21 protein-coding genes are annotated in these 21,760 nt (G+C 49.2%); 7 read left to right on the top strand and 14 right to left on the bottom strand.

The annotated features are described in order from the left end of the window. Positions 1 to 2 precede the first annotated feature (2 nt). Positions 3 to 962, bottom strand: a complete 960-nt coding sequence (gene ylqF, locus ACQUQM_RS05005; RefSeq protein ID WP_432473389.1) for a ribosome biogenesis GTPase YlqF — start codon at positions 960 to 962, stop codon at positions 3 to 5. 280 nt (positions 963 to 1,242) lie between these two features. On the opposite strand from ylqF, the gene ACQUQM_RS05000 reads away from it, so the two are divergent. After that, complete coding sequence (locus tag ACQUQM_RS05000; protein ID WP_432473388.1) at positions 1,243 to 2,469, top strand: EAL and HDOD domain-containing protein; 1,227 nt, start codon at positions 1,243 to 1,245, stop codon at positions 2,467 to 2,469. A 61-nt stretch (positions 2,470 to 2,530) separates the two neighbouring features. On the opposite strand, the gene maiA is transcribed toward ACQUQM_RS05000, so the two are convergent. From maiA to ACQUQM_RS04940, 12 genes are all read right to left on the bottom strand, one after another. After that, positions 2,531 to 3,169 (bottom strand): maleylacetoacetate isomerase, encoded by a 639-nt coding sequence (gene maiA / locus ACQUQM_RS04995; RefSeq protein WP_432473387.1) that lies wholly within the window; start codon positions 3,167 to 3,169, stop codon positions 2,531 to 2,533. A gap of 60 nt (positions 3,170 to 3,229) precedes the next feature. Next, positions 3,230 to 4,249 (bottom strand): fumarylacetoacetate hydrolase family protein, encoded by a 1,020-nt coding sequence (locus ACQUQM_RS04990; protein WP_432473386.1) that lies wholly within the window; start codon positions 4,247 to 4,249, stop codon positions 3,230 to 3,232. A gap of 102 nt (positions 4,250 to 4,351) precedes the next feature. Further along, on the bottom strand, positions 4,352 to 4,558 hold the full coding sequence (locus ACQUQM_RS04985) for a DUF2783 domain-containing protein (RefSeq protein ID WP_432473385.1): 207 nt from the start codon (positions 4,556 to 4,558) through the stop codon (positions 4,352 to 4,354). 24 nt (positions 4,559 to 4,582) lie between these two features. After that, entirely contained in the window at positions 4,583 to 6,259 is a 1,677-nt protein-coding gene (locus ACQUQM_RS04980; protein WP_432473384.1) for an FAD-dependent oxidoreductase, read from the bottom strand. 269 nt (positions 6,260 to 6,528) lie between these two features. After that, positions 6,529 to 7,443 (bottom strand): LysR family transcriptional regulator, encoded by a 915-nt coding sequence (locus ACQUQM_RS04975; RefSeq protein WP_432473383.1) that lies wholly within the window; start codon positions 7,441 to 7,443, stop codon positions 6,529 to 6,531. Positions 7,444 to 7,727: 284 nt separating this feature from the next. Continuing rightward, positions 7,728 to 8,690: an MBL fold metallo-hydrolase gene (locus tag ACQUQM_RS04970; protein ID WP_432473382.1), complete on the bottom strand. Its 963-nt coding sequence runs from the start codon at positions 8,688 to 8,690 to the stop codon at positions 7,728 to 7,730. A gap of 370 nt (positions 8,691 to 9,060) precedes the next feature. Further along, positions 9,061 to 9,546: a universal stress protein gene (locus tag ACQUQM_RS04965; RefSeq protein ID WP_432473381.1), complete on the bottom strand. Its 486-nt coding sequence runs from the start codon at positions 9,544 to 9,546 to the stop codon at positions 9,061 to 9,063. A 90-nt stretch (positions 9,547 to 9,636) separates the two neighbouring features. Continuing rightward, complete coding sequence (locus ACQUQM_RS04960) at positions 9,637 to 10,965, bottom strand: TRAP transporter large permease (RefSeq protein WP_432473380.1); 1,329 nt, start codon at positions 10,963 to 10,965, stop codon at positions 9,637 to 9,639. 67 nt (positions 10,966 to 11,032) lie between these two features. Further along, a complete protein-coding gene (locus tag ACQUQM_RS04955) occupies positions 11,033 to 11,548 on the bottom strand; it encodes a TRAP transporter small permease (RefSeq protein WP_432473379.1) in 516 nt (171 codons plus the stop codon). Positions 11,549 to 11,584: 36 nt separating this feature from the next. After that, entirely contained in the window at positions 11,585 to 12,607 is a 1,023-nt protein-coding gene (locus tag ACQUQM_RS04950) for a TRAP transporter substrate-binding protein (RefSeq protein ID WP_432473378.1), read from the bottom strand. A gap of 401 nt (positions 12,608 to 13,008) precedes the next feature. Then, positions 13,009 to 13,404 (bottom strand): hypothetical protein, encoded by a 396-nt coding sequence (locus ACQUQM_RS04945; RefSeq protein WP_432473377.1) that lies wholly within the window; start codon positions 13,402 to 13,404, stop codon positions 13,009 to 13,011. Between the two features lie 16 nt (positions 13,405 to 13,420). Then, complete coding sequence (locus ACQUQM_RS04940; RefSeq protein ID WP_432473376.1) at positions 13,421 to 14,203, bottom strand: Phenylacetic acid catabolic protein; 783 nt, start codon at positions 14,201 to 14,203, stop codon at positions 13,421 to 13,423. A gap of 277 nt (positions 14,204 to 14,480) precedes the next feature. Between ACQUQM_RS04940 and paaX the strand changes: the two genes are divergently transcribed. The 3 genes from paaX (at position 14,481) to ACQUQM_RS04925 (ending at position 17,527) form a co-directional block, all read left to right on the top strand. After that, positions 14,481 to 15,401, top strand: coding sequence for a phenylacetic acid degradation operon negative regulatory protein PaaX (gene paaX, locus ACQUQM_RS04935; RefSeq protein ID WP_432473375.1), 921 nt, complete (start codon positions 14,481 to 14,483; stop codon positions 15,399 to 15,401). 106 nt (positions 15,402 to 15,507) lie between these two features. Then, on the top strand, positions 15,508 to 16,821 hold the full coding sequence (locus ACQUQM_RS04930; protein ID WP_432473374.1) for an NAD(P)-binding protein: 1,314 nt from the start codon (positions 15,508 to 15,510) through the stop codon (positions 16,819 to 16,821). Between the two features lie 118 nt (positions 16,822 to 16,939). Then, the gene (locus tag ACQUQM_RS04925; RefSeq protein WP_432473373.1) at positions 16,940 to 17,527 is read left to right on the top strand and encodes a DUF2889 domain-containing protein; all 588 of its coding nucleotides are present in this window, start codon (positions 16,940 to 16,942) and stop codon (positions 17,525 to 17,527) included. 5 nt (positions 17,528 to 17,532) lie between these two features. Here ACQUQM_RS04925 and ACQUQM_RS04920 read toward each other — a convergent pair whose 3' ends face one another. Then, positions 17,533 to 18,429: a LysR family transcriptional regulator gene (locus tag ACQUQM_RS04920; protein WP_432473372.1), complete on the bottom strand. Its 897-nt coding sequence runs from the start codon at positions 18,427 to 18,429 to the stop codon at positions 17,533 to 17,535. Between the two features lie 139 nt (positions 18,430 to 18,568). On the opposite strand from ACQUQM_RS04920, the gene ACQUQM_RS04915 reads away from it, so the two are divergent. From ACQUQM_RS04915 to ACQUQM_RS04905, 3 genes are read left to right on the top strand one after another with little or no spacing between them, the layout of a single operon-like run. Further along, positions 18,569 to 20,275, top strand: a complete 1,707-nt coding sequence (locus tag ACQUQM_RS04915) for a sigma 54-interacting transcriptional regulator (protein WP_432473371.1) — start codon at positions 18,569 to 18,571, stop codon at positions 20,273 to 20,275. A gap of 2 nt (positions 20,276 to 20,277) precedes the next feature. Beyond that, the gene (locus ACQUQM_RS04910) at positions 20,278 to 20,733 is read left to right on the top strand and encodes a GlcG/HbpS family heme-binding protein (RefSeq protein WP_432473370.1); all 456 of its coding nucleotides are present in this window, start codon (positions 20,278 to 20,280) and stop codon (positions 20,731 to 20,733) included. Beyond that, positions 20,730 to 21,746, top strand: a complete 1,017-nt coding sequence (locus ACQUQM_RS04905) for an LLM class flavin-dependent oxidoreductase (RefSeq protein WP_432473369.1) — start codon at positions 20,730 to 20,732, stop codon at positions 21,744 to 21,746. The genes ACQUQM_RS04910 and ACQUQM_RS04905 overlap by 4 nt, the downstream gene beginning before the upstream one ends. The last annotated feature ends 14 nt before the right edge of the window (positions 21,747 to 21,760 follow it).

The following is a 21,760-nucleotide window of genomic DNA, read 5'->3' as shown; positions in this document are numbered from 1 at the left end:
TCTTACTCTTTGTACTTCGATGCGCGCCGTGCAGCGGCGGCCTCTTCTGCTAATTTTTCAGCTAACTGCTCAGCCAGCGCTTCCGCTTCAAGCCGTTCCTGTTCAATGCGTGCCGCTTCCCATTTTTCCTGCCATTGGGTAACAGTTTCGTAAGTAATCAGACCTATCTGTCCGCCGCGCAATTCATTCAACAGTATTTCCGAGGCTTTGTGCAGATCGATAACGCCACCAGGCCTCAGACCACCACGCTTACGACCGATCTCTTCAAGCAACTGATCAGCAGTTTCAGGCAATTCCTTAAACTTATAGCGCTGCTGCAACAGGTCGGGATAATCGTTAAGAAGGAAGCCAGCTGCGTACAAAGCGACGTCTTCATATTCAATTGCTGTATCTTTAATGGCACCACTGGCCGCCAGACGGTAACCGGAATCCTTATCTTCAATTTTAGGCCACAGGATTCCAGGTGTGTCAGACAGCGCCATGCCGTTCTTCAGGGTAAAACGCTTCTGCCCTTTTGTCACCGCAGGTTCGTTGCCGACCTTAGCTATACGCTTACCCAGCAACGCGTTGATCATAGTGGATTTACCGACATTCGGTATACCCATGATCATCGCCCGTACTGGCCGCCCATGATTACTGCGCGAAGGTACCAGCTTCTTACATAGCTCTGGGATACTCTTGATCAGCTTCTTCTGCGAATAGTCTATGGTCAGCGCCAGCGTATCCGGCAAGCTATTATAATACTCGATCCATTCCTGAGTCCGAACCGCATCTGCCAGATCGCTCTTATTAAGCAATTTAATAACCGGCGTGCCTTTGCGTAGCTGTGACACCATCGGATTTTCACTGGAATATGGCAGACGGGCGTCAAGCACCTCAATCACCACATCGATCTCGTCCATCACTTTGGCGATCTCTTTGCGGGCTTTATGCATATGGCCCGGAAACCAGTTAATACTCATCGCTAGACCTAAAGATTTGATTTATAAGGGTTTTCAACAAACACTCTCCATCTTTTTTGAAATATTACCCGGTCAGTTACCCGGTTTGTCTTGTAATTACGATCGACTGCCTGTTTAAAGGAGGCATATTATACCCTTAGCACAAAAAACAGCGACCGCTTTTAGCTGCTTATTGCTAACAAGTGTACCTGTTCTGAGATATAGCCCTGCTGACATCCTTGATTCTTCGTTATATGCTCAGTAAAACTGTGGCAGACACGGATAAGGATTAAGGCGCATCATGGATACACAAGCTACCGCTTCACAAGTACTAATGGCGCGACAGCCGATCTTTGACCGTACTCAGCGCGTCATCGCTTACGAACTGCTGTATCGCAATGAAGACGACACTGAAAACGCTCTGTTCCGTAATTCCGGCGCCACCAGCGAAGTTATTCTTAACACCTACACCAGCATCTCTGACCAGGGTTCCCTTAAACGAGTGCCTGCGTTTATCAACCTCAGTCGTGAACTATTACTGTCAGATGACTTCCCTGAGTTACCGCGGAAAAATATCGTCCTGGAAATCCTTGAAGATATTAAGATCGACCGCAACATGATCATCGCCGTGCATCGACTTGTTAAAGCGGGTTACCGCATCGCTCTGGGTGATTTCAGCTTTACCCCGGAACTGGTTCCACTGTTGAAAATGGCGCATATCGTCAGAATCAATGTAACAAAGCCTACGATAGAACAGGTAGCCCAGCATGTAGAGCAGCTAAAGCCTTACAAAGTGACGCTTCTTGCTGACAAGATCGAAACCGTTGAAGTACTGGAACAGTGTAATAAATTGGGCTTCAAGCTATTCCAGGGCCATTTCCTGAGTAAACCAAAAGTTGTCAAAGGCAAGAAGGTCGACCCGAACCAGGCGGCGCTGTTTGAATTAGTGCAGGAATTACAAAACCCCAACACCACCCCAGAACGGTTGGAACACCTGATTATCCGGGATCCGGTACTGACCTACAAATTACTGAGAATCGTCAATTCTGCCGCCTACGCACTGGTACGCAAAGTTGAATCACTCACCGAAGCGATCGTTATGCTGGGTATGGCACAGATCCGTAAGTGGGCGACGTTGATCGCGATGACCAACCAGGCTGGCAAACCAGAAGAGATATGCCGTAACCTGCTCGTAAGGGGTCGCATGTGTGAAGAGATTGCGACCCACTCCGGACACAAGAACAGTGGCAGTTACTTCATGACCGGCATGATGTCTAATCTGCATATCCTGCTGGATATTGATCAGGAAACCATGCTCGAGCAAGTACCGCTTGCCGATGATATTAAAGATGCAATCCTGCTTAATGAGGGGGATATGGGTGAAGTACTGATGCACGTCGGCAACTATGAAGCGGGAGACTGGGACCTGCTACCTACCGACTTTGATGCCAACCTGTATGAGAGCTGTTACCGCAGTGCACTGGACTGGAGCAAAGAAGCGATGCAGGCACTTAACGATATTGAGTAAGCCAATGCTTATAACCAATAAACAAGGGCCGCAATTGCGGCCCTTTTCTATCAGCTACTGATCATGCCCCCGGCTGCAGGTCCGGATGGGCATCAGTGAAAGCTTTTGCTTTAAGGCAGTTATCGTTAATCCGGACAATATTCGGATAGCGACTCATATCACACTTAAAACGGTTGGCATTGAAGACTTGCGGCACCAGGCACAGGTCCGCCAGGGTCGGCTGATCACCGTAGCAGAAATCGCCGGTCGTATCAGAATCGGCCAGCATCTGTTCCAGTGCGTCAAAACCTTTATAGATCCAGTGCTGATACCAGGTAGTTTTCTGCTCATCGCTGGCACCCAGCTCAGCCACCAGATACTTCAGCATGCGCAGGTTATTCACCGGATGGATGTCGCAGGCGATCAGCTGCGCCATTGCCCGCACTTTAGCTTTACCTACAGCATCTGCTGGCATTAGCTGTTGCGTTTGTGGGTATGCATCATCCAGATACTCGCAGATCGCCAGAGACTGGGTCAGCATCGCTTTGCCATCCTGTAGCGCCGGCACAAACCCCTGAGGATTGCGACCAAGGTGCTCTGCAGCCACATGCTCACCAGCAAGAAGGCTTACCGGCACCTGCTCATAGGGCATCTGCTTTAAATTCAGAGCAATGCGGACACGATAGGCCGCTGAAGAGCGGCAGTAATCAAATAAGATCATTGTTATCTCTCAATACAACGCCTCTCTGAATTTAATTAGAAAGGACAACATAGAAACGATTTAAAATTGATTTTTCTCAGGATTATAACGACTGACAGTCTGATCGATCTGACCGAAGATAGAGCCCCCATCTTTGGACTTCATATCGATCTGAATACGGTCACCAAAACGCATAAACGGCGTACTCGGACGGCCATACTCAATCATTTCAATCATGCGCACTTCGGCGATACAACTATAACCTACGCCACCCTCTTCTACTGATGATACGCCATCCTGCTTATTGCTGACGGTACCTGAACCAACGATAGTGCCGGCGCCTACATCCCGGGTTTTGGCGATATGCGCGACTAATTCGCCAAAGTTAAAATTCATATCAACCCCGGCATCAGGCTTACCAAACAAAGCGTCGTTAAAACGCACTTCGATCGGCAAATGAACTTTGCTACCTCGCCAGGCTTCGCCAAGTTCATCCGGCGTAACTGCCACCGGCGATGCCGAACAGGCAGGCTTCCCCTGAAAGAAACCAAAACCTTTGGCCAGCTCAGCAGGAATAAGGTTGCGCAACGAAACGTCGTTAATCAGCATCAACAGTTTAATCTCTGTCGACGCCTGCTCAGGAGTCGAACCCATCGCTACATCACCAGTGATGGCGGCGATTTCAGCTTCAAAATCGATGCCCCATTTATCGGAGCTTACCCGAATGGCTTCATGGCCCGCGACGAACTGATCGGAACAACCCTGATACATCAGCGGATCGGTCAGGAATGCAGGCGGCAACTGAGCATTACGCGCTTTGCGCATCAGTTCCGAGTGGTTCAGATAAGCTGAACCATCAGCCCATTGAAATGCCCTGGGCAGAGGCGCATCAAGCTGCCCAAGATCCAGCTCAAAGCCTGCTGTTTCGCCATTATTTAACTGCCGGTAAATGACCTGTAACTGAGGTTCAGTCAAGTCCCAGTCATCCAGCGCAGACTGCAGTGTAGGTGCAATTTCTGGCACCTTTACTGCCCGACTCAGATCTTTCGATACGACGACCAGCTGCCCGTCACGACGATGTTTTAATGAACCCAGTTTCATAGAGAATTCTCTCGGTACAACGCTTATTTAAACTAAGAGTCACGCTCTTAGTTATAAAACCCACTAAACCCGGAACAAATCAGGGCACTGTTTTCTGACACTCTATTGATCTTGCGAAAGGTGCTCACCGGCAATCGTCATCGCCTGAGTTAGAACTTCCTGATCACCAATATGGTTACACAACAGCAGGATCAGTCGGGCGTTTACATCGCGGCTTTGCTCGGTAGTCAGGTTGCGGTGCAGATCGGTCAGCGCCTGGTAAAAATCATCGGGAACCGGAAGATTCGGCTCAGTAATCAGATTAGCCATCACATTATCTCTCTCAATTCTCTGTTAGTTTCCAAGCGCTTTATTCTGCGCCGCATCCACTGCAGCCTTATCGAATGTACGCATGCGTGCAGTGACCAGTTGATCAGGACGGGTCAGGTAAAACGTACCAGCCTGAGCATCCAGACGCTGTTTAACAACACCCTTAGTATCTACGGCCAATTCAACGCCTTCCGGCAGATCCAGATCCATCTCATGACTGGCCACGATGAAAGTCTTAACCGGCATCGCCTGCTGTGCCAGTTCAGCCAGCTGCGCAACAACTGACGGATCAAGATTGGCATGGCTATCGATAAACAACAGACCATTGAAGGTATTACCCAGCTCAGTCAGCATAAATGTCTCTTCACCGTTGAGCAGGATAGGACCGTCGGTACATGGCGCTCCCGGTACAATCTTGCACTCGAAGTTGCTGCTATCTGCTGTGTTCAATGCCGATTCAGTCAGGATTGGTGGCACTGACAAGCGCCCGGAGTTAACCAATGGACGGGCAAATGTATAGTTCTTCGCCAGCTTCAGTACCGCATCACGGAAAGCTTTATTCTGCACATTCTTCGGCGTGATAAAGTCAGTTGAACGGGTGGAATTCAGGATATTCTCATCCGCAGCAAAAGTACGCTCATCGGAGTAACTGTTTAACAGGCTTGCCGGTGCCAGACCATCCATAACCGCCTTGATCTTCCAGACAAGGTTATCGGCATCTTCAATACCTGAATTGGCACCACGGGCACCAAACGGAGACACCTGGTGAGCAGCATCACCAGCAAAGAAGATACGGCCTTTACGGAACTCATCCATACGACGGCAGGTAAAGGTATAGACCGAAGCCCATTCCAGTTCAAAATCAACCTCGTCGCCGAGGAACGCTTTAACCCGTGGGATAATATTTTCCGGTTTCTTCTCTTCTTCAGGATCAGCATCCCAGCCAAGGTCAAAGTCGATACGCCATAGATTGTCAGCCTGACGGTGCAGCAAGGTTGACTGGCCTTCATGGAACGGAGGCTTAAACCAGAACCAGCGCTCTGCTGGGAATTTCTTTGGATCCATGATGACGTCAGCGATCAGGAAACGATCATGGAAAATCTGACCTTTAGATTCAAGGCCACACTGAAAACGTACATTACTCGTCGCGCCATCACAAGCTAACAGGTAGTCACAGCTCAGCTCATAAGGGCCTTCAGGGGTTTCAACAGTGAGGCGAACAATATCAACAGTTTGTTGTACTTTAGTTACCTTGTTCTTCCAACGCAGATCAGCCGCCGGTAATTCGTTGACACGATCGACCATGTACTCTTCAAGGTAATACTGCTGCAGGTTGATGAAGCCTGGACGGCGATGATGCTCTTCCAGCAACATATTGAAGTTATAGATCTCATCGTCTTCAAAGAAGACGCGGCCCAGATTCCAGGTTACGCCTTTATTGACAGCGCGCTGACCCAGACCCAGACGGTCGGAAATATCCAGGAAGCGCTTGGCGTAACATACCGCACGGGAACCAACGCTTACTGTACTTCTATCATCCAGAATTACTACATCAACTCCATACTGAGCAAAATCGATAGCTGCTGCCATACCTATCGGACCTGCACCAACCACGATCACAGGGTGGTGCGCTGTAGTCGCCGCATCCTGGTCGGCGGAGCGAGTATAGTCAAACTCTGGGTATGTGTATGTCTTGAACATTATCCCGCACTCTATATATGGCTCTTCAACGATGGCCTACGATTTATCTTTAAGACATTCTCAAGATAACTAATTATATAGAGTAGATAAGCCACATTAAGGGCACAACATTATTTCAATTATGGAAACAGTAAAAATAACTACCATAAAAGATAAAAATCTCTACAAATCAAAGCATTAAAAAAACAATCACGACACAGGCCTGCCCTGCTATTTACGCTATTGCGACTATCACTTTTATGTTTAGAAATGATTAGTGTTTTCGGGCCTTACAGCATAAATTCTTGCTGCAGATTCATTTCCAGCCAGTCTTTAAAGAACTCGATAAACAGGCTGACTTTGGGTGACATGTATTGTCGATCGGGATAAACCGCAAATAAACTTAGCCGCTCAGGCTCGTATCCGGGAAACAGAATTTTAATCTGTCCAGCCTCGACAAAACGCTCGATCACAAATGACGCCAGATATGCCAGTCCGCGATGGGCTAACACCGCCTGCCGGACCACAAGACTATTATTGGCCTTAAGATCTCCACTGACCTGTACAGTTTGTGGGCCATCATCACTGCTCAGTGTCCAGCTATTGGTATTTGAAGCCAGCATAAATACGAGACAGTTATGTTGTTTAAGGTCTTCAGGTGTATCAGGGCAGCCATTGAGCGCCAGATACTCAGGACTGGCACAGATAAACATCGGAATCGAGGCGATCTCACGGGCGATAAGACTTGAATCAGGCAATGCTGGGTTAGTGATCCGCAATGCCAGATCAAAGCCATCGCGAATCAGATCGACATCGCCGTCATCGAGGGTAAGATCAAACTGTATATCCGGGTATTGCTCCATAAATTCAGGAATTGCTTTGGCCAACAGCAACTGCCCGAAAGTCATATTACAATTGATTCGCAACACACCCCGGGGCTTACCTTGCAACTGCGATACCAGATTCTCAGCTTCTTCCACTTCAGAAAGAATCTTCTGGCACTTTTCATAGTAAGCCGCGCCCACCTCGGTGACACTCAGACGCCGGGTAGTACGCTGCAGAAGCCGGGCTCCCACATGTTTCTCAAGATGCGAGATCTGTTTACTGACCGAAGAGCTGGAGATACCGAGTTCAGCGGCCGCAAGAGAAAAGCTCTGGCGATCAACCACGCGCACAAGCACACCCATTGCCGAAAGAACATCCATTGTTTACCCCACCCTTGAAAGAGACATTATTAATTCTAGTTTGATAACAATCATCGAAAACAACCACGATGCCAAAAGGACGTCAAATACTGTAGCCACCTTCAGTTAGCCTTTATCCAACAGTAGCAGCCGTTGGTTAAAGAGACAATATTGATTCCACTTAGTTAACAGTAGCCAGAGATCAGCTATAAAAAAGGCGACACCGAGTGCCGCCTTTCTGCTGCCGGGATCGCTCCCTTCTGTAATACGGAAATATTTATATCTTCCCCAAGCACCTGCTTAGATTAGTCCTGCAACTGATCCCATACTTCCTGATCACGCTCATCAGTCCAGATTCGCGGCCAGTCAATACCATCAAACTCATCCCACAGACGCTGCACGTCGAACGGCAGACAGTGTTCAAAAATCGGCCACATACCGAACTGAGGACCCAGATGATCACGGGTAGACTCAAACGCCTCCTTAAGAGTACCGCCACGCTTATGAACCTCACCGACTTTGTCGATCATACCGGTCAGGAAACCACGGGTCTGTTCGATGGCTGCATCAACATTTTCACGGCCATGAACAACCGCACCACGTCCACCAACCAGCGTTTCTGCTTCAAAGGTCTTAACTTTGTCCAGCGTCTCGGTAGACCAGTCAAAGTGGAATGCATCTCCGGTATACAGTGCTGCTGCAGCTTCTACCAGGTCACCGGCAAACAATATTTTTTGTTTCGGAATCCAGGCAACAATATCACCGGCTGTATGACCACGACCACAGTATTCCAGAACCAGATTGCCACGATCGCCACCCAGCGGAATCTCCAGACGATCATTGAATACGATATCAGGGTGAGTCAGGCCTGGAATACCTTCCGGCTCACGAAACAGACGAGGCATACGGCCGAATTCAGAAGCCCAATCCTGCATGCCGCGCTCTTCAATAAGGAACTTCGTGTTTTCGTGAGCAATGATAGATTCAGCATTGTACGCAGAAGCACCCAGAACACGTACTGCATGGTAATGCGACAGCACCAGGTATTTAACCGGCTTGTCAGTGTACTCACGCAACTTCTCCAGCCAGTCATTAGCAGCCTTTGGTGTAGCACGCGCTTCAAATGCAACGATAAAGTCTTCACCTTCAACGGCACAGATATTCGGATCGCCTTCAGCGGTCAATGCATAGATACCATCGCCCAGGATTTCCAGTGTTTCGGTTTTTACGCCGAGGTCCGCAGAGGACGCAAAAGCCTTCTTCGTCATACTTAAATTCCTATTTTATTAAGCCCTGATAATCTCAAAACGAGACAGCATAGAGGGTAAAAATCAGTTCTGAAACCATGAAACGACCAGGCCACAAACACAATGCAACGCGGTACAGTCTTTCACTACTCGTTACCGCTAAGATACCCAATAAGCAGTAGCCAGATAACCACCTGTAGCGAATAACATTATTTCCCCGCTAGAAATATTAGGACAAAGATTAGCAAGATATAAGAAGTATTTGGTGGCTCATACAGGATAGAGGGCCAGGTAATAGAGATGCTTAGCGGGAAATACAGAATAGAAGACCGGATAAAATCCGGCTTAGCAGGCATTTGATATCACCCGCAAAGCCGGTACTGGCAACGCCTTAACTTAGAGGTACGATTAGCACCGGGCGCTTAGAGTTATGCATTACTTTATTTGCCGTAGAACCAAGCAGAAACTGCCCCATTGCAGAATGGGTCCGGGTACCCATAACAATCACATCAGCATCGATATCATCCGCCACACTAAGAATAGTTTTCCAGGGCGTACCCTCTTCAACCCGGGCATGCACCTGGGCATCAGTCAGCATCTCATTCTCTTCAAGCTCAGTTTCACAGAAACGGCTCACCCGCTCTTTAAGCTTGTTGCTGACATTGATAATACTCTGATCATGCAACTCATGCAGCGACTCATCATTCATCATCGTATCAACGATACTCTGTGCCGACGAGCTGAGCGGCTCGAGTACATGCAGGAAGGTAATCTCAGAATTATAGTGTCCGCACAGACTGACCGCAGCCCGGAAAGCCGGACGCGAACCTTTATCAATATCAGATGCGTATAGGATCTTTTTTACTTCAGGCAGCATTGTTTAACCCCTATTAATTCAACTACTGAACAGTTTCAGCAGGTACAGATACAAAAAGAGCCCGTCAGGGCTCTTTGTAATTCAGCGTATTTATCGGTACAGCAGCTCCGGCAGGAACAATGCGATCGAAGAAAACAGAGTGACCAGCGCCAGTCGGACAATATCTGCACACCAGAAAGGCGTTACCCCCTTAAAGATGGTGCTTGCCTTGACATCCCGTAACACAGCCGCCAGAACGAATACATTCATACCCACGGGCGGTGTAATCAGGCTGATCTCGGTCACCACGACCACTACGATACCGAACCACACCAGGTCGAAGCCCAGGCTCTGCACCAATGGGAAGAATATAGGCACCGTCAACAGCAGCATCGACAGACTCTCAAACACCATACCCAGTACGATATAGATCGCCAGAATAACCAGGATCACCACCATTGGCGGGACATCCAGGCCATTTACCAACGCCAGCAAGTCAGCCGGCAGACCCGCACGGTTAATAAAGTTAGAGAAGATCAGTGCACCGATCAATACCGCAAACAACATGGCAGAGGTCCGTGCAGTATCGGTCAGAATATCGAACAAACTCCCCCAATTCAGTGAACGGCGAAACAATGCGATCATAAACGCACCGCCAGCACCGATACCTGCAGCCTCGGTCGGCGTAAAGATACCGCCATAGATACCGCCCATCACGACGGTAAACAGGATCAATACCCCCCAGACACCGTTCAGCGCCTGGAAGCGCTCTGCCCAGCCCATTTTCTCGCCACAAGGCCCCGCTGCAGGGTCACGCCATACGACATAACGCACCGCCATCAGATACAACAGAATACCCATGAAACCAGGGATAAAACCGGCGGCGAACAGCTCCCGGATACTGGTTTCAGTCAGCAGGCCATAGATTACCAGAATTACGCTTGGCGGGATCAGGATACCCAGGGTACCGCCGGCGGCAATCGACGCCGTCGCCAGTGAATCCGCATAGCCATATTTACGCATCGGTGGCATCGCCACTTTTGCCATTGTGGCAGACGTCGCCAGGCTGGAACCGCAGATTGCCGAAAAGCCACCACAGGCAACAACGGTCGCCATCGAAAGACCGCCCTTCTTGTGCCCTAAAAAGGCATAAGAGGCACGATACAATTCATGGGACAAACCGGACTTGGTGACCAGATTACCCATCAGAATGAATAGAGGAATAACGGACAGGCTGTACTCCTGTGCGGTATCAACGACACGTTTAGATGCCATCGATAGTGCGCCAGTCCAGCGGAAGTCCATAAAGTTATCGAAGGTCAGGCCCTGCATATAGGCGAAACCGAAGAAGCCCACCAGACCCATCGCAAACGCGATAGGCACACGAACCACTACGATAATCAACAGCAAAATAGCAAAGCCAATTAATGCAGTAATCATTAAGAAATACCCGTAAGGTTACAAACGTATTGATCTTTGAAAAACGGTCAGGACCTATTTCCCAGAACTAGTCCCGTGACAGAAACAACAACCGATAAACACCATAGGTGATCATGGCAGCTGCTGTAATCCAGCTCATTATGGCGATATATTCAATGATATAACCGACAGGCATTTGCAGGTATTCAGTGACCTCACCGCGTCGCTGCGAGCGACTCGCCAGCTCATAGATCCGCACAGCCAGGAAATACAACGATGTCGACATCAGGAAAGCGGCAAGCAATCCCAGCGCCTTAATCACGGCACTACCCATCATCTTGTCAAGTATATCCACTACCACATGGCCACCACGCCAGGTAATAACCGGCATCTCAGCGAATACGAGGATCGCGATCCCCATCTCTGTCAGTTCGGTAGTACCGTCGACAGCGTTATCCAGAAAATAGCGACCAAATACATCAGCACAGGTCAGCAACATCAGGAGAAATAGTGTTACGGCAGCGATCAACTCAAGAAAAAAGGCCAGCCAAGCGACCGGCCCTTTCTCTTCGTAGTGCGCTGTAATCCAGGCACTAAAAGTCATAGATGACTCCTACTTATTACTTAAAGCTAGCGTGTCTTACTTGTAGCTACGAGCGATGCTGCGCAGCTCAGCCAGAGCGGCTTTCGCATCAACACCACGGTCTGCTACAGAATCCAGGAATGTCTGTTCCATACCTTTAGTCAGCGCTTTAAATTCAGCAGACAACGCATCACCATCTTGAACCATAGTGATGTTTACACCCGCTTCCTGCGCAGCCTTCAGACCTTCAGCATCGCCCGCATCCCATGCACGACCCGCCATCGCTGACAGTTTTTCGCCGGACACTGCCAGGATCGCGTCACGATCTTTAGCATCAATTCCTTCCAGGAATTCAGGATTCATGAACATTGCGAAGCTACCCAGGTACATACCACCTGGCAACGCAATCACGTTTTTAGCAACTTCTTTAAGACGCAGCGACTTCTGCTCACCCATCGGGATGAAAACACCGTCGATTACGCCCTGCTGCATCATCTCGTACACTTTAGGCGCCGGAGCACCAACAGCGGTTACGCCCATACGGTGACCGATCTCACCCTGAACACCACCGCCCAGACGGATCTTCTTACCTTTCAGATCTGACAGGGAAGAAACAGGGGTAGCCATGTGGATCTGACCCGGACCGTGAGTAAACAGACCGATTACTTCCAGACCTTCATGCTCGTTAGCCTTTGAGAAATACTTCTCGAATGTACGCCAGTGCGCTACAGAAGCCGCTTCAGCGCTGGTGCCCAGCAGAGGCTGCTCAACCGCCTGGGTCAGTTTAAAACGACCAGGTACATAACCGTGATAGCTGAACGATGCATCTACTACACCATCTTCAACCAGCTCAAACATGGTTTTCGGATGACCCATACCATATTCAATTGCAACTTTAACGCGACCTTCAGTCGCCTCTTCAACCCATTTAGACCAGGTTGGCCATACGACAGCATTCTGTGGATGAGTAGGCGGCAACCAGCTTGCGACACGCAGAGTAGTTTCAGCCATTGCACTCGCGGAAAGGGAAACACCCAGTGTTACTGCTGCTGCAGTTTTCAGGAAGTTCATATTTGTCATTCGTTCTATCTCCTGGCTTTCTCATGTACGCACTTTTTCGTGCATCAATTTTATTTTTATATGAGAGACTGATTGGGCTCAGCCCTGTACTCAGCGTCTTCAAACTTTAACTTTAACAGTTGAAGCTTAACGACAGCATAACCGACAACGTGATACATATCGACTAATTCTTTCGTCTTTATTTGTATCAAGCCAATTTACCGACATACCCTTAATCAACAAGTATCATTGATGTTGATCAAACAATACCCCATTTAAACAAGGGGATAACCGGACAAAACAGCACAAGAATATTTCCTGTTTAGAAACAGTCTCAGCATTCAGTGTGCCATATTGCAGACAAAAAAAAACTAGTTAATGTATAAACTAGTTTTTTTTTATTGATCATTTTAAGGAGAACCTCACCAGTAAACACCTTTCATGATCTCTTCAAGCTTTTCACGTGCCTCACCAAAATGGTTAACGCTGTCTTCATAGGCATCCCGAGCCAGCGTGTAACGCTCCATCTGCTCTGTATCAATGCCTTTATACAGGTCGGCCTGACAGGCGCGACACTCTTCAAAAAAGCGATCGGCAATCAGACGACGCCGCATATAGATCTTGGCCGCTTCCTGCTGGCTGGGCGTCATGGCTGTGAAATCAGGCACACTGGAAGACTCCGCACCTGCGAAGTCCCCCTTCAATAGCGCCCACATTCCAGACCAGTCTTCTGTTTCGCCATCGAATGCCTTATAACCAAATTTGGCCAGCACACTCACATTGCTTTCAACCAGTTTATCCGGAGATGGGATGATCATGATTAGCTCCTCTTGATCACTCTACGCCGTAACCGATACGCATATCGTAATCAGCTTCAACGCCTTGTGGTACTTCAAAGCCTATATCACCCAGACGATCAGTCAACAACTCAAGGTATTCACCTTGCAGCTGCTCAGGCGTTTTAACCTTCAGGCCGTACTCGTGGTAGATATCAAACATTTCTGACTTAGTACCACCGGTAGACGGACGACCGTAGAAGCCCAGACCCATCTTCATGAACTTTTCGATACGCTGCTGCATGAACTCACGGGTTTTCTCGCCACCGAATTCAATACAACGCTTAGAAGCCCAGACGCCAAACGCCAGGTGACCATGCTCTTCTTTATGAATACGTACGTTTACACGTGCCCATGGCAGGTAAGAACATTCACGGTACTGCCCCAGGAAAGCAACCGCCGCTGGAGTTACAACAGTAGAGAACAGTGCTACATCTTCCCAGCACTCGAAGAAAGCAGACCAGTTTTCCTTTCGGAAACCGTTAATAATATTTACTTTCTTCGGATCAGGGTTTTCAGAGTTAGACGCCAGCTCGTGCAGACGTGAATCAACATCAACGTCCAGATCACGCAGCAGGTTCCAGATGTAATAGCCGTGACCCATCTCTTCCATAACTTTCTTGGAGAGACGGTACGCTTCTTCAGGGCGGGGAGCGAAACGGTGGTTCTCAGCAACTCGCTGGGCACCGGCATACTCAGAGTCAGCCTGGAAAGTCATCAGGTTGATCAGACACTCTTTATAGTGATCTGGCAGCTTATCGCCCTTGTCATAAGTTTTCATAATTCTGTTGTCTCCGATTGAGTTTAAGCACTCTAGTAATAGGTTAGCGCCGCTCTCCCAACCCTGCATCCGTTATGACACAAAATTCGACGCTTGAGACAAAATTAGTGTATCATTCAAAGCATGTCAACCATTTGATGCGACTCTTTTGATATGAGTCACTACTAAAGACAGAGTTGCTGACATGAAGATTTGCACATAAAATCCTGCTAAAGCCCGGTAATTCAGCAAGTTATCAGCTGCTTTCCCCTCTAGCCAAAAAATTGTGTGACATTTAATGAATAAACTTCGCTGCATAGAAGAGCTGGTAGAAGAGTTTAAAAACCAGCGCCCGATCCGGGGCGGATCACTGATCATTACCATCTATGGTGATGCTATATCCCCCCGTGGCGGTACAGTCTGGCTAGGTAGCCTGATTAAATTGCTGGAACCCCTGGGCCTGAATCAGCGCCTGGTAAGAACCTCAATTTTCCGTCTTACAAAGGATGGCTGGCTGACATCGACCCAGGTCGGGCGTCGAAGCTTTTACAGCCTTACCGATACCGGACGCCGCCGATTCGAGAGCGCCTTCCGCCGGATCTATGCAGAACTGTATCCAGAATGGGATGGAAAATGGGATCTGATTATTACCACCCAACTGGATAATGAGCTAAGAAAGGTTGTCAAAAAAGAGCTAGAGTGGCTTGGTTTTGGTAACATATCACCCTCAGTCATGGCTCACCCAATGGCGGATATGGCGGAGGTCAACAACACATTGCAGGATGTGTGTGTTCAAAATGATGTAATTCATATGGAGTCAGAACTGTCTGGAAGTCAGACATCTGCACCATTAAAAGAGCTGGTACATGAGTGCTGGAATCTGCAGAAACTGACCGAGGACTACCAGGATTTTCTGGAACGCTTCCGACCAATACTGCGAGCGATTGAGGCTGAAGAAGATCTCGACCCGGAACAATGCTTTCAGCTGCGTACCCTGCTGATTCATCATTATCGCCGGGTTCTGCTTCGCGATCCGCAGCTACCGGAAAAATTACTACCAGCAGACTGGGCCGGCACCTCGGCGCGCCTTTTATGCCGCAACATATACCGACTGATCCAGCATAAAGCGGAGCAGTACCTGTCGCAAACACAGGAAACAGCGGATGGCGCTCTACCCGAGCCCGCACCGCGCTTTTATAAACGATTTGGTGGATTATAAAACCAGCCCGCGTCTCCCCCGCAGCTGTCAGGCAATCACCACAGAACAGGAATTACCGGCAACAACAGCTCCCGGCTGTTGTCTTGCGCTAATCGGAGACTAAAACATGATCAATGTTGCTATTGTAGGCAGCGGCCCTTCCGGCTGCTATATCGCAGATATGCTTTCCAAAAAGCTGGATGGCGCTCAGGTTGATATCTATGATCGCCTGCCAACACCTTTCGGGCTGGTACGCGCCGGCGTTGCCCCTGACCACCAGGGCACCAAAAACATTATTCGTCAATTCGAGCGCACATTCAGTCGTGATAACGTCCGCTTTATGGGCAATATCAATATCGGTAGCGATATCAGCTATCAGGAACTGAAAGATAGCTACGATGTTATCGCCATCACTATCGGCGCCCTGAATGACCGTAACCTGGGAATTACAGGCGAAGACCTTAGCGGCGTTTATGGCTCAGGGGAATTTGTTGCATGGTACAACGGCCACCCGGATCAGGCCGACCTTAACCCTGACCTGAACTGCAATGGCATTGCAATTATTGGTAATGGTAACGTCGCACTGGATATATCCCGCCTGCTAGCCAAAACCGCTGCTGAAATGGGATCTTCAGACATTACCGCAGAGGCCGCTTCTGCAATTGACAGTTCCCCGGTTACCGATATCTATCTGATCGGTCGTCGCGGTCCTGTTGAAGCCAGTTTTACCAACGCTGAACTGAGTGAATTTGCAGAGTTGGATCGCTGTATCGCCCTGGTTGATCCGGCACAGATGCCAGCAAGCCTGCCGGAAGGGATTGATCCCAAAGAAGCTAAGGCGATCGAAAAAAACCTCGACACACTACGCGCATACGCGGCCAATAACGCTGATAGTAAGCCGGTCCGCCTGCATCTCATGTTCTGCGCGTCACCACTTGAGATTTGCGGTAGCGACGGCAAAGTCAGCAGTCTGAAGCTGGAGAAAAACACGATCATTGATGGTCGCGCTAAAGCCACCGGCGAAACCTTTGAGCTTCCGGTTCAAAGTGTAATTTCTGCAATCGGTTATCGCAGCGAAGCTATTGGAGGCATGCCTTTCGACAGCGACCGCGGTATCGTCAGCAACAATGAAGGCCTGGTTGAAACCGGCGTATACACAGCTGGATGGTGTAAACGTGGCCCGCAGGGCGTTATTCCTGCTAACCGCAGCGATTCAATGACAGTTGCCAAACAGATCATGGCTGATCTTGAAGCCACACCACCAGCGGGCAATAAGCCAGGCTCCGCAGCGATAGATGAGCTACTGCAAGCACGCAGCGTCAAGACAGTATCATTCCAGCAATGGCAAACCATTAATGAAGCTGAAATTTCACGCGCCGTTGATGGAAAACCGCGTGAGAAATTTAACCGCATTAGTGAAATGCTTGAATTGATCGACTAACTCTCGCTCTTTTAAAAGCTCAACTAAAACAAGGGTGAAAGCTGAAGACAGCGATCACCCTTTCTGTTTTAGCACTTTTCTGCATTACCCATTTGTACAGATAGAAGACCCGAATACGATGCCCTTACCTCCACCCGCTGAACGTACCGACCAGCATACCCGGACAGTCACCTGCAAAGGCTTTAAACGCGCAGATAGCTTATGGGACATAGAAGGTCACCTGACTGATATTAAAGCGAAATCGATCGCTATACGGGAACGCAACGATGGCACAGTGCCTCCGGGCGAACCGATTCACCAACTTTCAATACGGCTGACTATCGATCTTGACCTGAACATTATCGATGCTGTTGCCAGCATGGATTACACCCCTTTCAGGATCTGCCCTGCGATTGCCGATGCGTATAAGCAGCTGATCGGCATACAGATAGCACCCGGCTTTACCAAAAAATCTAAAGAGCTGTTCGGCGGCATAAATGGCTGCACTCATCTGCTCGAACTACTCGGCCCTGTCGCCACGACCGCCTTCCAGGCAACCCATCAGGAACGTGAAGATCGGGAAAACTGGTCCACAGGAGAAAACAGACCCCACACTCTTAATACCTGCCATACCTTCGATACTTCAGGCGAGGTGGTAAAAAAGTACTGGCCACACTTCTACGAAGCGGAAGATAAAATCAAAGCGCTGAACATAGCCTCCGCCTGACAAACCTATTCTGGATGATCGACCTTCAGCTGGTCGACTTTTGCCATAATAAACTCAATAAACAGACGCACCTTGCCCGGAATATACTTTCGCTCAGGATACAACATATGCACTTGGCGGGGGCGCGGCTGCCAGTCGGGCAAAAGCCTCTGCAAATTCCCTGCTGCGATCGATTTTCTAACTACATAATCCGGTAAATTAACAATCCCAAGGCCCGCTTCTGCAGCACGAGCAGCCAGATTGAGCTCGTCTACTTTCAACCGCGCATCACACTCAATCTTAATTTGCTGTTTATCCGGCCCACTGAAGAACCACACCGGAGTTCTTCGCGGCACAATCAGCGTGTGCCGGTAAAGCTCATCAGGATGATCGGGCTCCCCCCTTCGACTCAGGTAATCCTCACTGGCACAAACGCTAAATGTAGATTCCATCAGCGGTCTTGAAATCCAGTTCTGCAACCGGATATCACCCACCCGAAACGCCACATCGACCCCTTCCTCCACCAGATCAATATTGCGGTTCACCACCATCAGCTCCAGCTGAATTCGGGGAAAGCGCTCCATAAATTGAAAAAACCATTCCGCCAGCAGATCGTTCGTCAGACTCACCGGTGCTGTAACCCTTAACACCCCTGAAGGATCAGCCAGCTCATCATCCAACTGGGATGCGGTATGTTCAAGCTCTGTAAATAAGGGCTGACAACGGTTATAAAACTTCTCTCCAGCCTCAGTCATTACGATTTTACGGGCACTACGATGCATCAGCTTATAACCGACATCCTGCTCCAACTGCATCACTTTGCGGCTTACCGTCGATGTCGGCATAGCCAGCAACTCTGACGCACCGAGAAAACTGCCCCGCTCAATCACCTTTAGAAAAACAAACAAGTTCTGATAATTCATATCACCCCAAAAGCTTTTCAATAATCAAATCCCAATTATGGGATTTAATATTACACAGAGCGACGTAAGTTTTATATACGCAATCATATATGATGATTTCATTACTACAATAAAATCCAGAGTGCGCCCAATGAACCTTATGTCACAGCCAGACCAGAGCCTCCCGCCAGACATCGATCAGCTTGCGCAACAAGTACGCTTTCAGAAGAGCGACGGTACAGTCTGGTTTGGTGAACAACGGATGCTATTGATGCAGCTGGCATCACTCGCCAATTTCCGTAAAGAACAGATCCTTACAGTCGGACTGGAACGAGCAAAAGGCTTCTTCATGCGCCTGGGCTATAGCCTGGGTCAGAAAGATGCAGAACTTGTGCGCAGACTATCCGGCGATATCACACCAGAAGAGCTGTTTCGTACCGGTTTTCAGCTGCACTCGCTTAAAGGTTCGGTCCGGGTCGAAGAAAAATCCCTTGAGATAGATATTGCTACAGGACACTTTCACGCCAAACTGCAAATGCACGACTCTTACGAAGCGGAGATGTTTATATCGGATATCGGCTTAATCGACGGCCCATCATGCTGGGCACTGGTAGGACACGCCAGCAGCTTTGCTTCTGAACTATTAGGTCGGGAGATTCTGTTTAAGGAAGTTAAATGTCGCGGCTGTGGCGATGATATCTGTTTATTTGAAGGCCGCCCTGCTGAAGAATGGAGCGACTACCAAACTTACCGGGAGTACTTCAAAAGCACCCCGATCATTGAAGAGCTGTATCAATTACAGGATCAGATATCGGTACTGCGGGATCGTATCGATGACACCACCAGTCTGGGCAACTTTCTCGGCAAGTCCGAAGGCTTTCAACAGGTCTGCAGACTGGCCAATAAAGCATCTCCTGGCAAAGTTACAGTTCTACTGCTGGGAGAGACCGGCGTTGGTAAAGAACTTGTTGCCAAAGGTATTCACCAAAACAGCGATCGTGCCGAACAGAGCTTTATCGCCGTAAACTGTGCCGCCATCCCTCCGGACCTGATTGAAGCAGAACTATTTGGTGTCGAAAAAGGCGCCTATACCGGCGCAACTCACTCCCGCCCGGGTCGTTTTGAGCGCGCTGACAGAGGCACAATCTTCCTTGATGAGGTGATTGAGCTCTCACCGCGCGCCCAGGCAACGTTGCTTCGCGTACTGCAGGAGAGCGAGCTGGAAAGGGTGGGCGACAACCAGACCCGTAAAATCGATGTCCGGGTTATCGCTGCAACCAATGAGGCCTTGCTGGAGGCCGTCGAAGAGGGGCGATTCCGCGCCGATCTGTACTATCGCCTTAATGTCTATCCAATCAATATTCCACCACTGCGCGAACGCCGTGAAGATATCCCTCTTCTGATCGAGCACTTCCTGAAGAAATACCACGCTTTTTATAACCGAAAAACATTGGGACTGTCTGATCTGGCGATGAAAGCGGTACTTAATTACGCCTGGCCCGGCAACGTCCGGGAACTGGAAAACGTCATCGAACGGGGTCTTATTTTAGCTGAGAACGGCGAAACCATTGACGCTAAATACCTATTCCCAAGCCTGAACATTAATCTGAATAGCCAAACCATCTCCGGCACCGGCCTGTTAATGGATAGCAGCGCCCCAGCAGAGAATGACTCTGAAACGAATGCAAATACACTCTGGATTGATGATGCAATCAATCAGCTGGGCTCAATGGAACAGATTGAGCAAGCGGTACTTAAACACGCCATGCACCGCGCCGAAAACAACGTTTCAGAAGCTGCCCGGCTACTCGGGATGACCCGACCCACACTGGCTTATCGCTTAAAAAAACAGAATATTGAGGTTTAGAAATGCTCCAGATAATCAGCCAGAACCTGATCCGGGCAGCACTGCAATGCGCCACGCAACTCCAGGTTGCAGTTAACATCTCAATAGTCGACAACGGAGCCAACCAGGTCGCATTCCAACGCATGGATAACGCCCCTCTCGGATCGATAGATGTAGCCCACAAAAAGGCTCGCAGCGCAGTCTTTTTTGGTACCCCTACCGATGCCCTTGGCCAACTGGTCAGCGAGCAGCAGCTGCATGGTTTTGCCGAAACCAATAACGGGCTGATTCTGTTTGCCGGTGGCGAGCCTATTTTTAAAGCTGGCCACCAACCTAATTCAGAACAAAAGCCGCTAATCGGTGGTATCGGCATATCCGGGGGCAGCGCCATGCAAGACAAAGAGATCGCCCTGTTTGCTATCAAACACTACCAGACCACACAGATATCTAACGATTACCAACCAGAGGAGCAGCTATGAATCTCAAGCTAAGTGTTGTTGATCAGGCTCCAGCCCATAACGGCCAGTCACAGACTGAAGGCCTGCACTACGCAACTAAGCTAGCCAAGCTTTGCGATGATCTCGGTTATCACCGTTTCTGGATTGCCGAACATCACGATACCGCCAGCTATTCAAGTTCCTGCCCTGAAATATTGATATCTCACATCGCCCAGAACACAAACAATATCCGTGTCGGCAGCGGCGGGGTCATGTTATCCCACTACAGCCCGCTCAAAGTAGCCGAAGTATTTCGTACACTGGAAGCCTTGAATCCGGGCAGGATCGATCTGGGTGTAGGCCGGGCTCCCGGAGGAACGGACACAACCAGCAGAGCTTTAGCTTTTCCCAACCGGCCGAATCAGGCTGATATTTACCCCCACCTGCTGAGTGATCTTAGCGGTTTTATTTACGATAACCTGACAGCTGACCACCCTTACTACGGCATCAATGCAACCCCTATGGGAACAGCCGCACCACAACTCTGGACGCTGGGATCAAGCAGCGGCAGCACAGACCTTGCAGCAGAACTGGGACTCGGCTTTGTACTTGCCCTGTTTATTGGCACCCATGACCGGTCTGCAGAAATTTTTCAGCGCTATAGAGATCGCTTCCGCGCTAACGGCAAAGGCCCTGAAACCCCACAGACTATCCTCTCTGTTGCCTGCTTATGTGCTGATAGCAAGGAGGAAGCCGCCTATCTTGCCGCACCTAATATGTATTGGAAAGTAATGGCGTTCAGGCACGGCATCCGGGAACATATCCGCAGCCCGGAACAGGCTCTGGATCTGTACCACAAACTCTCTCCTTCTGATCAGGCCTACTATCAGGAGACTCTGAATACAGTAGTTAGTGGTTCTGCGGCACAATGCAGGGAACAATTAGAAGCTCTGGCACTGCAATATAGCGCAGAGGAACTGATGCTGGTTAACGTAACTTATGACTTCGAGGATCGCTGCAACAGTTACAGAAAGCTAATGGCTGCTTTTAACTAAACGGTATAGCCAAC

This window comes from Amphritea sp. HPY (genome assembly GCF_050870985.1).
Lineage (GTDB): Bacteria > Pseudomonadota > Gammaproteobacteria > Pseudomonadales > Balneatricaceae > Amphritea.
This window is presented reverse-complemented; position numbering and strand designations above follow the sequence as displayed.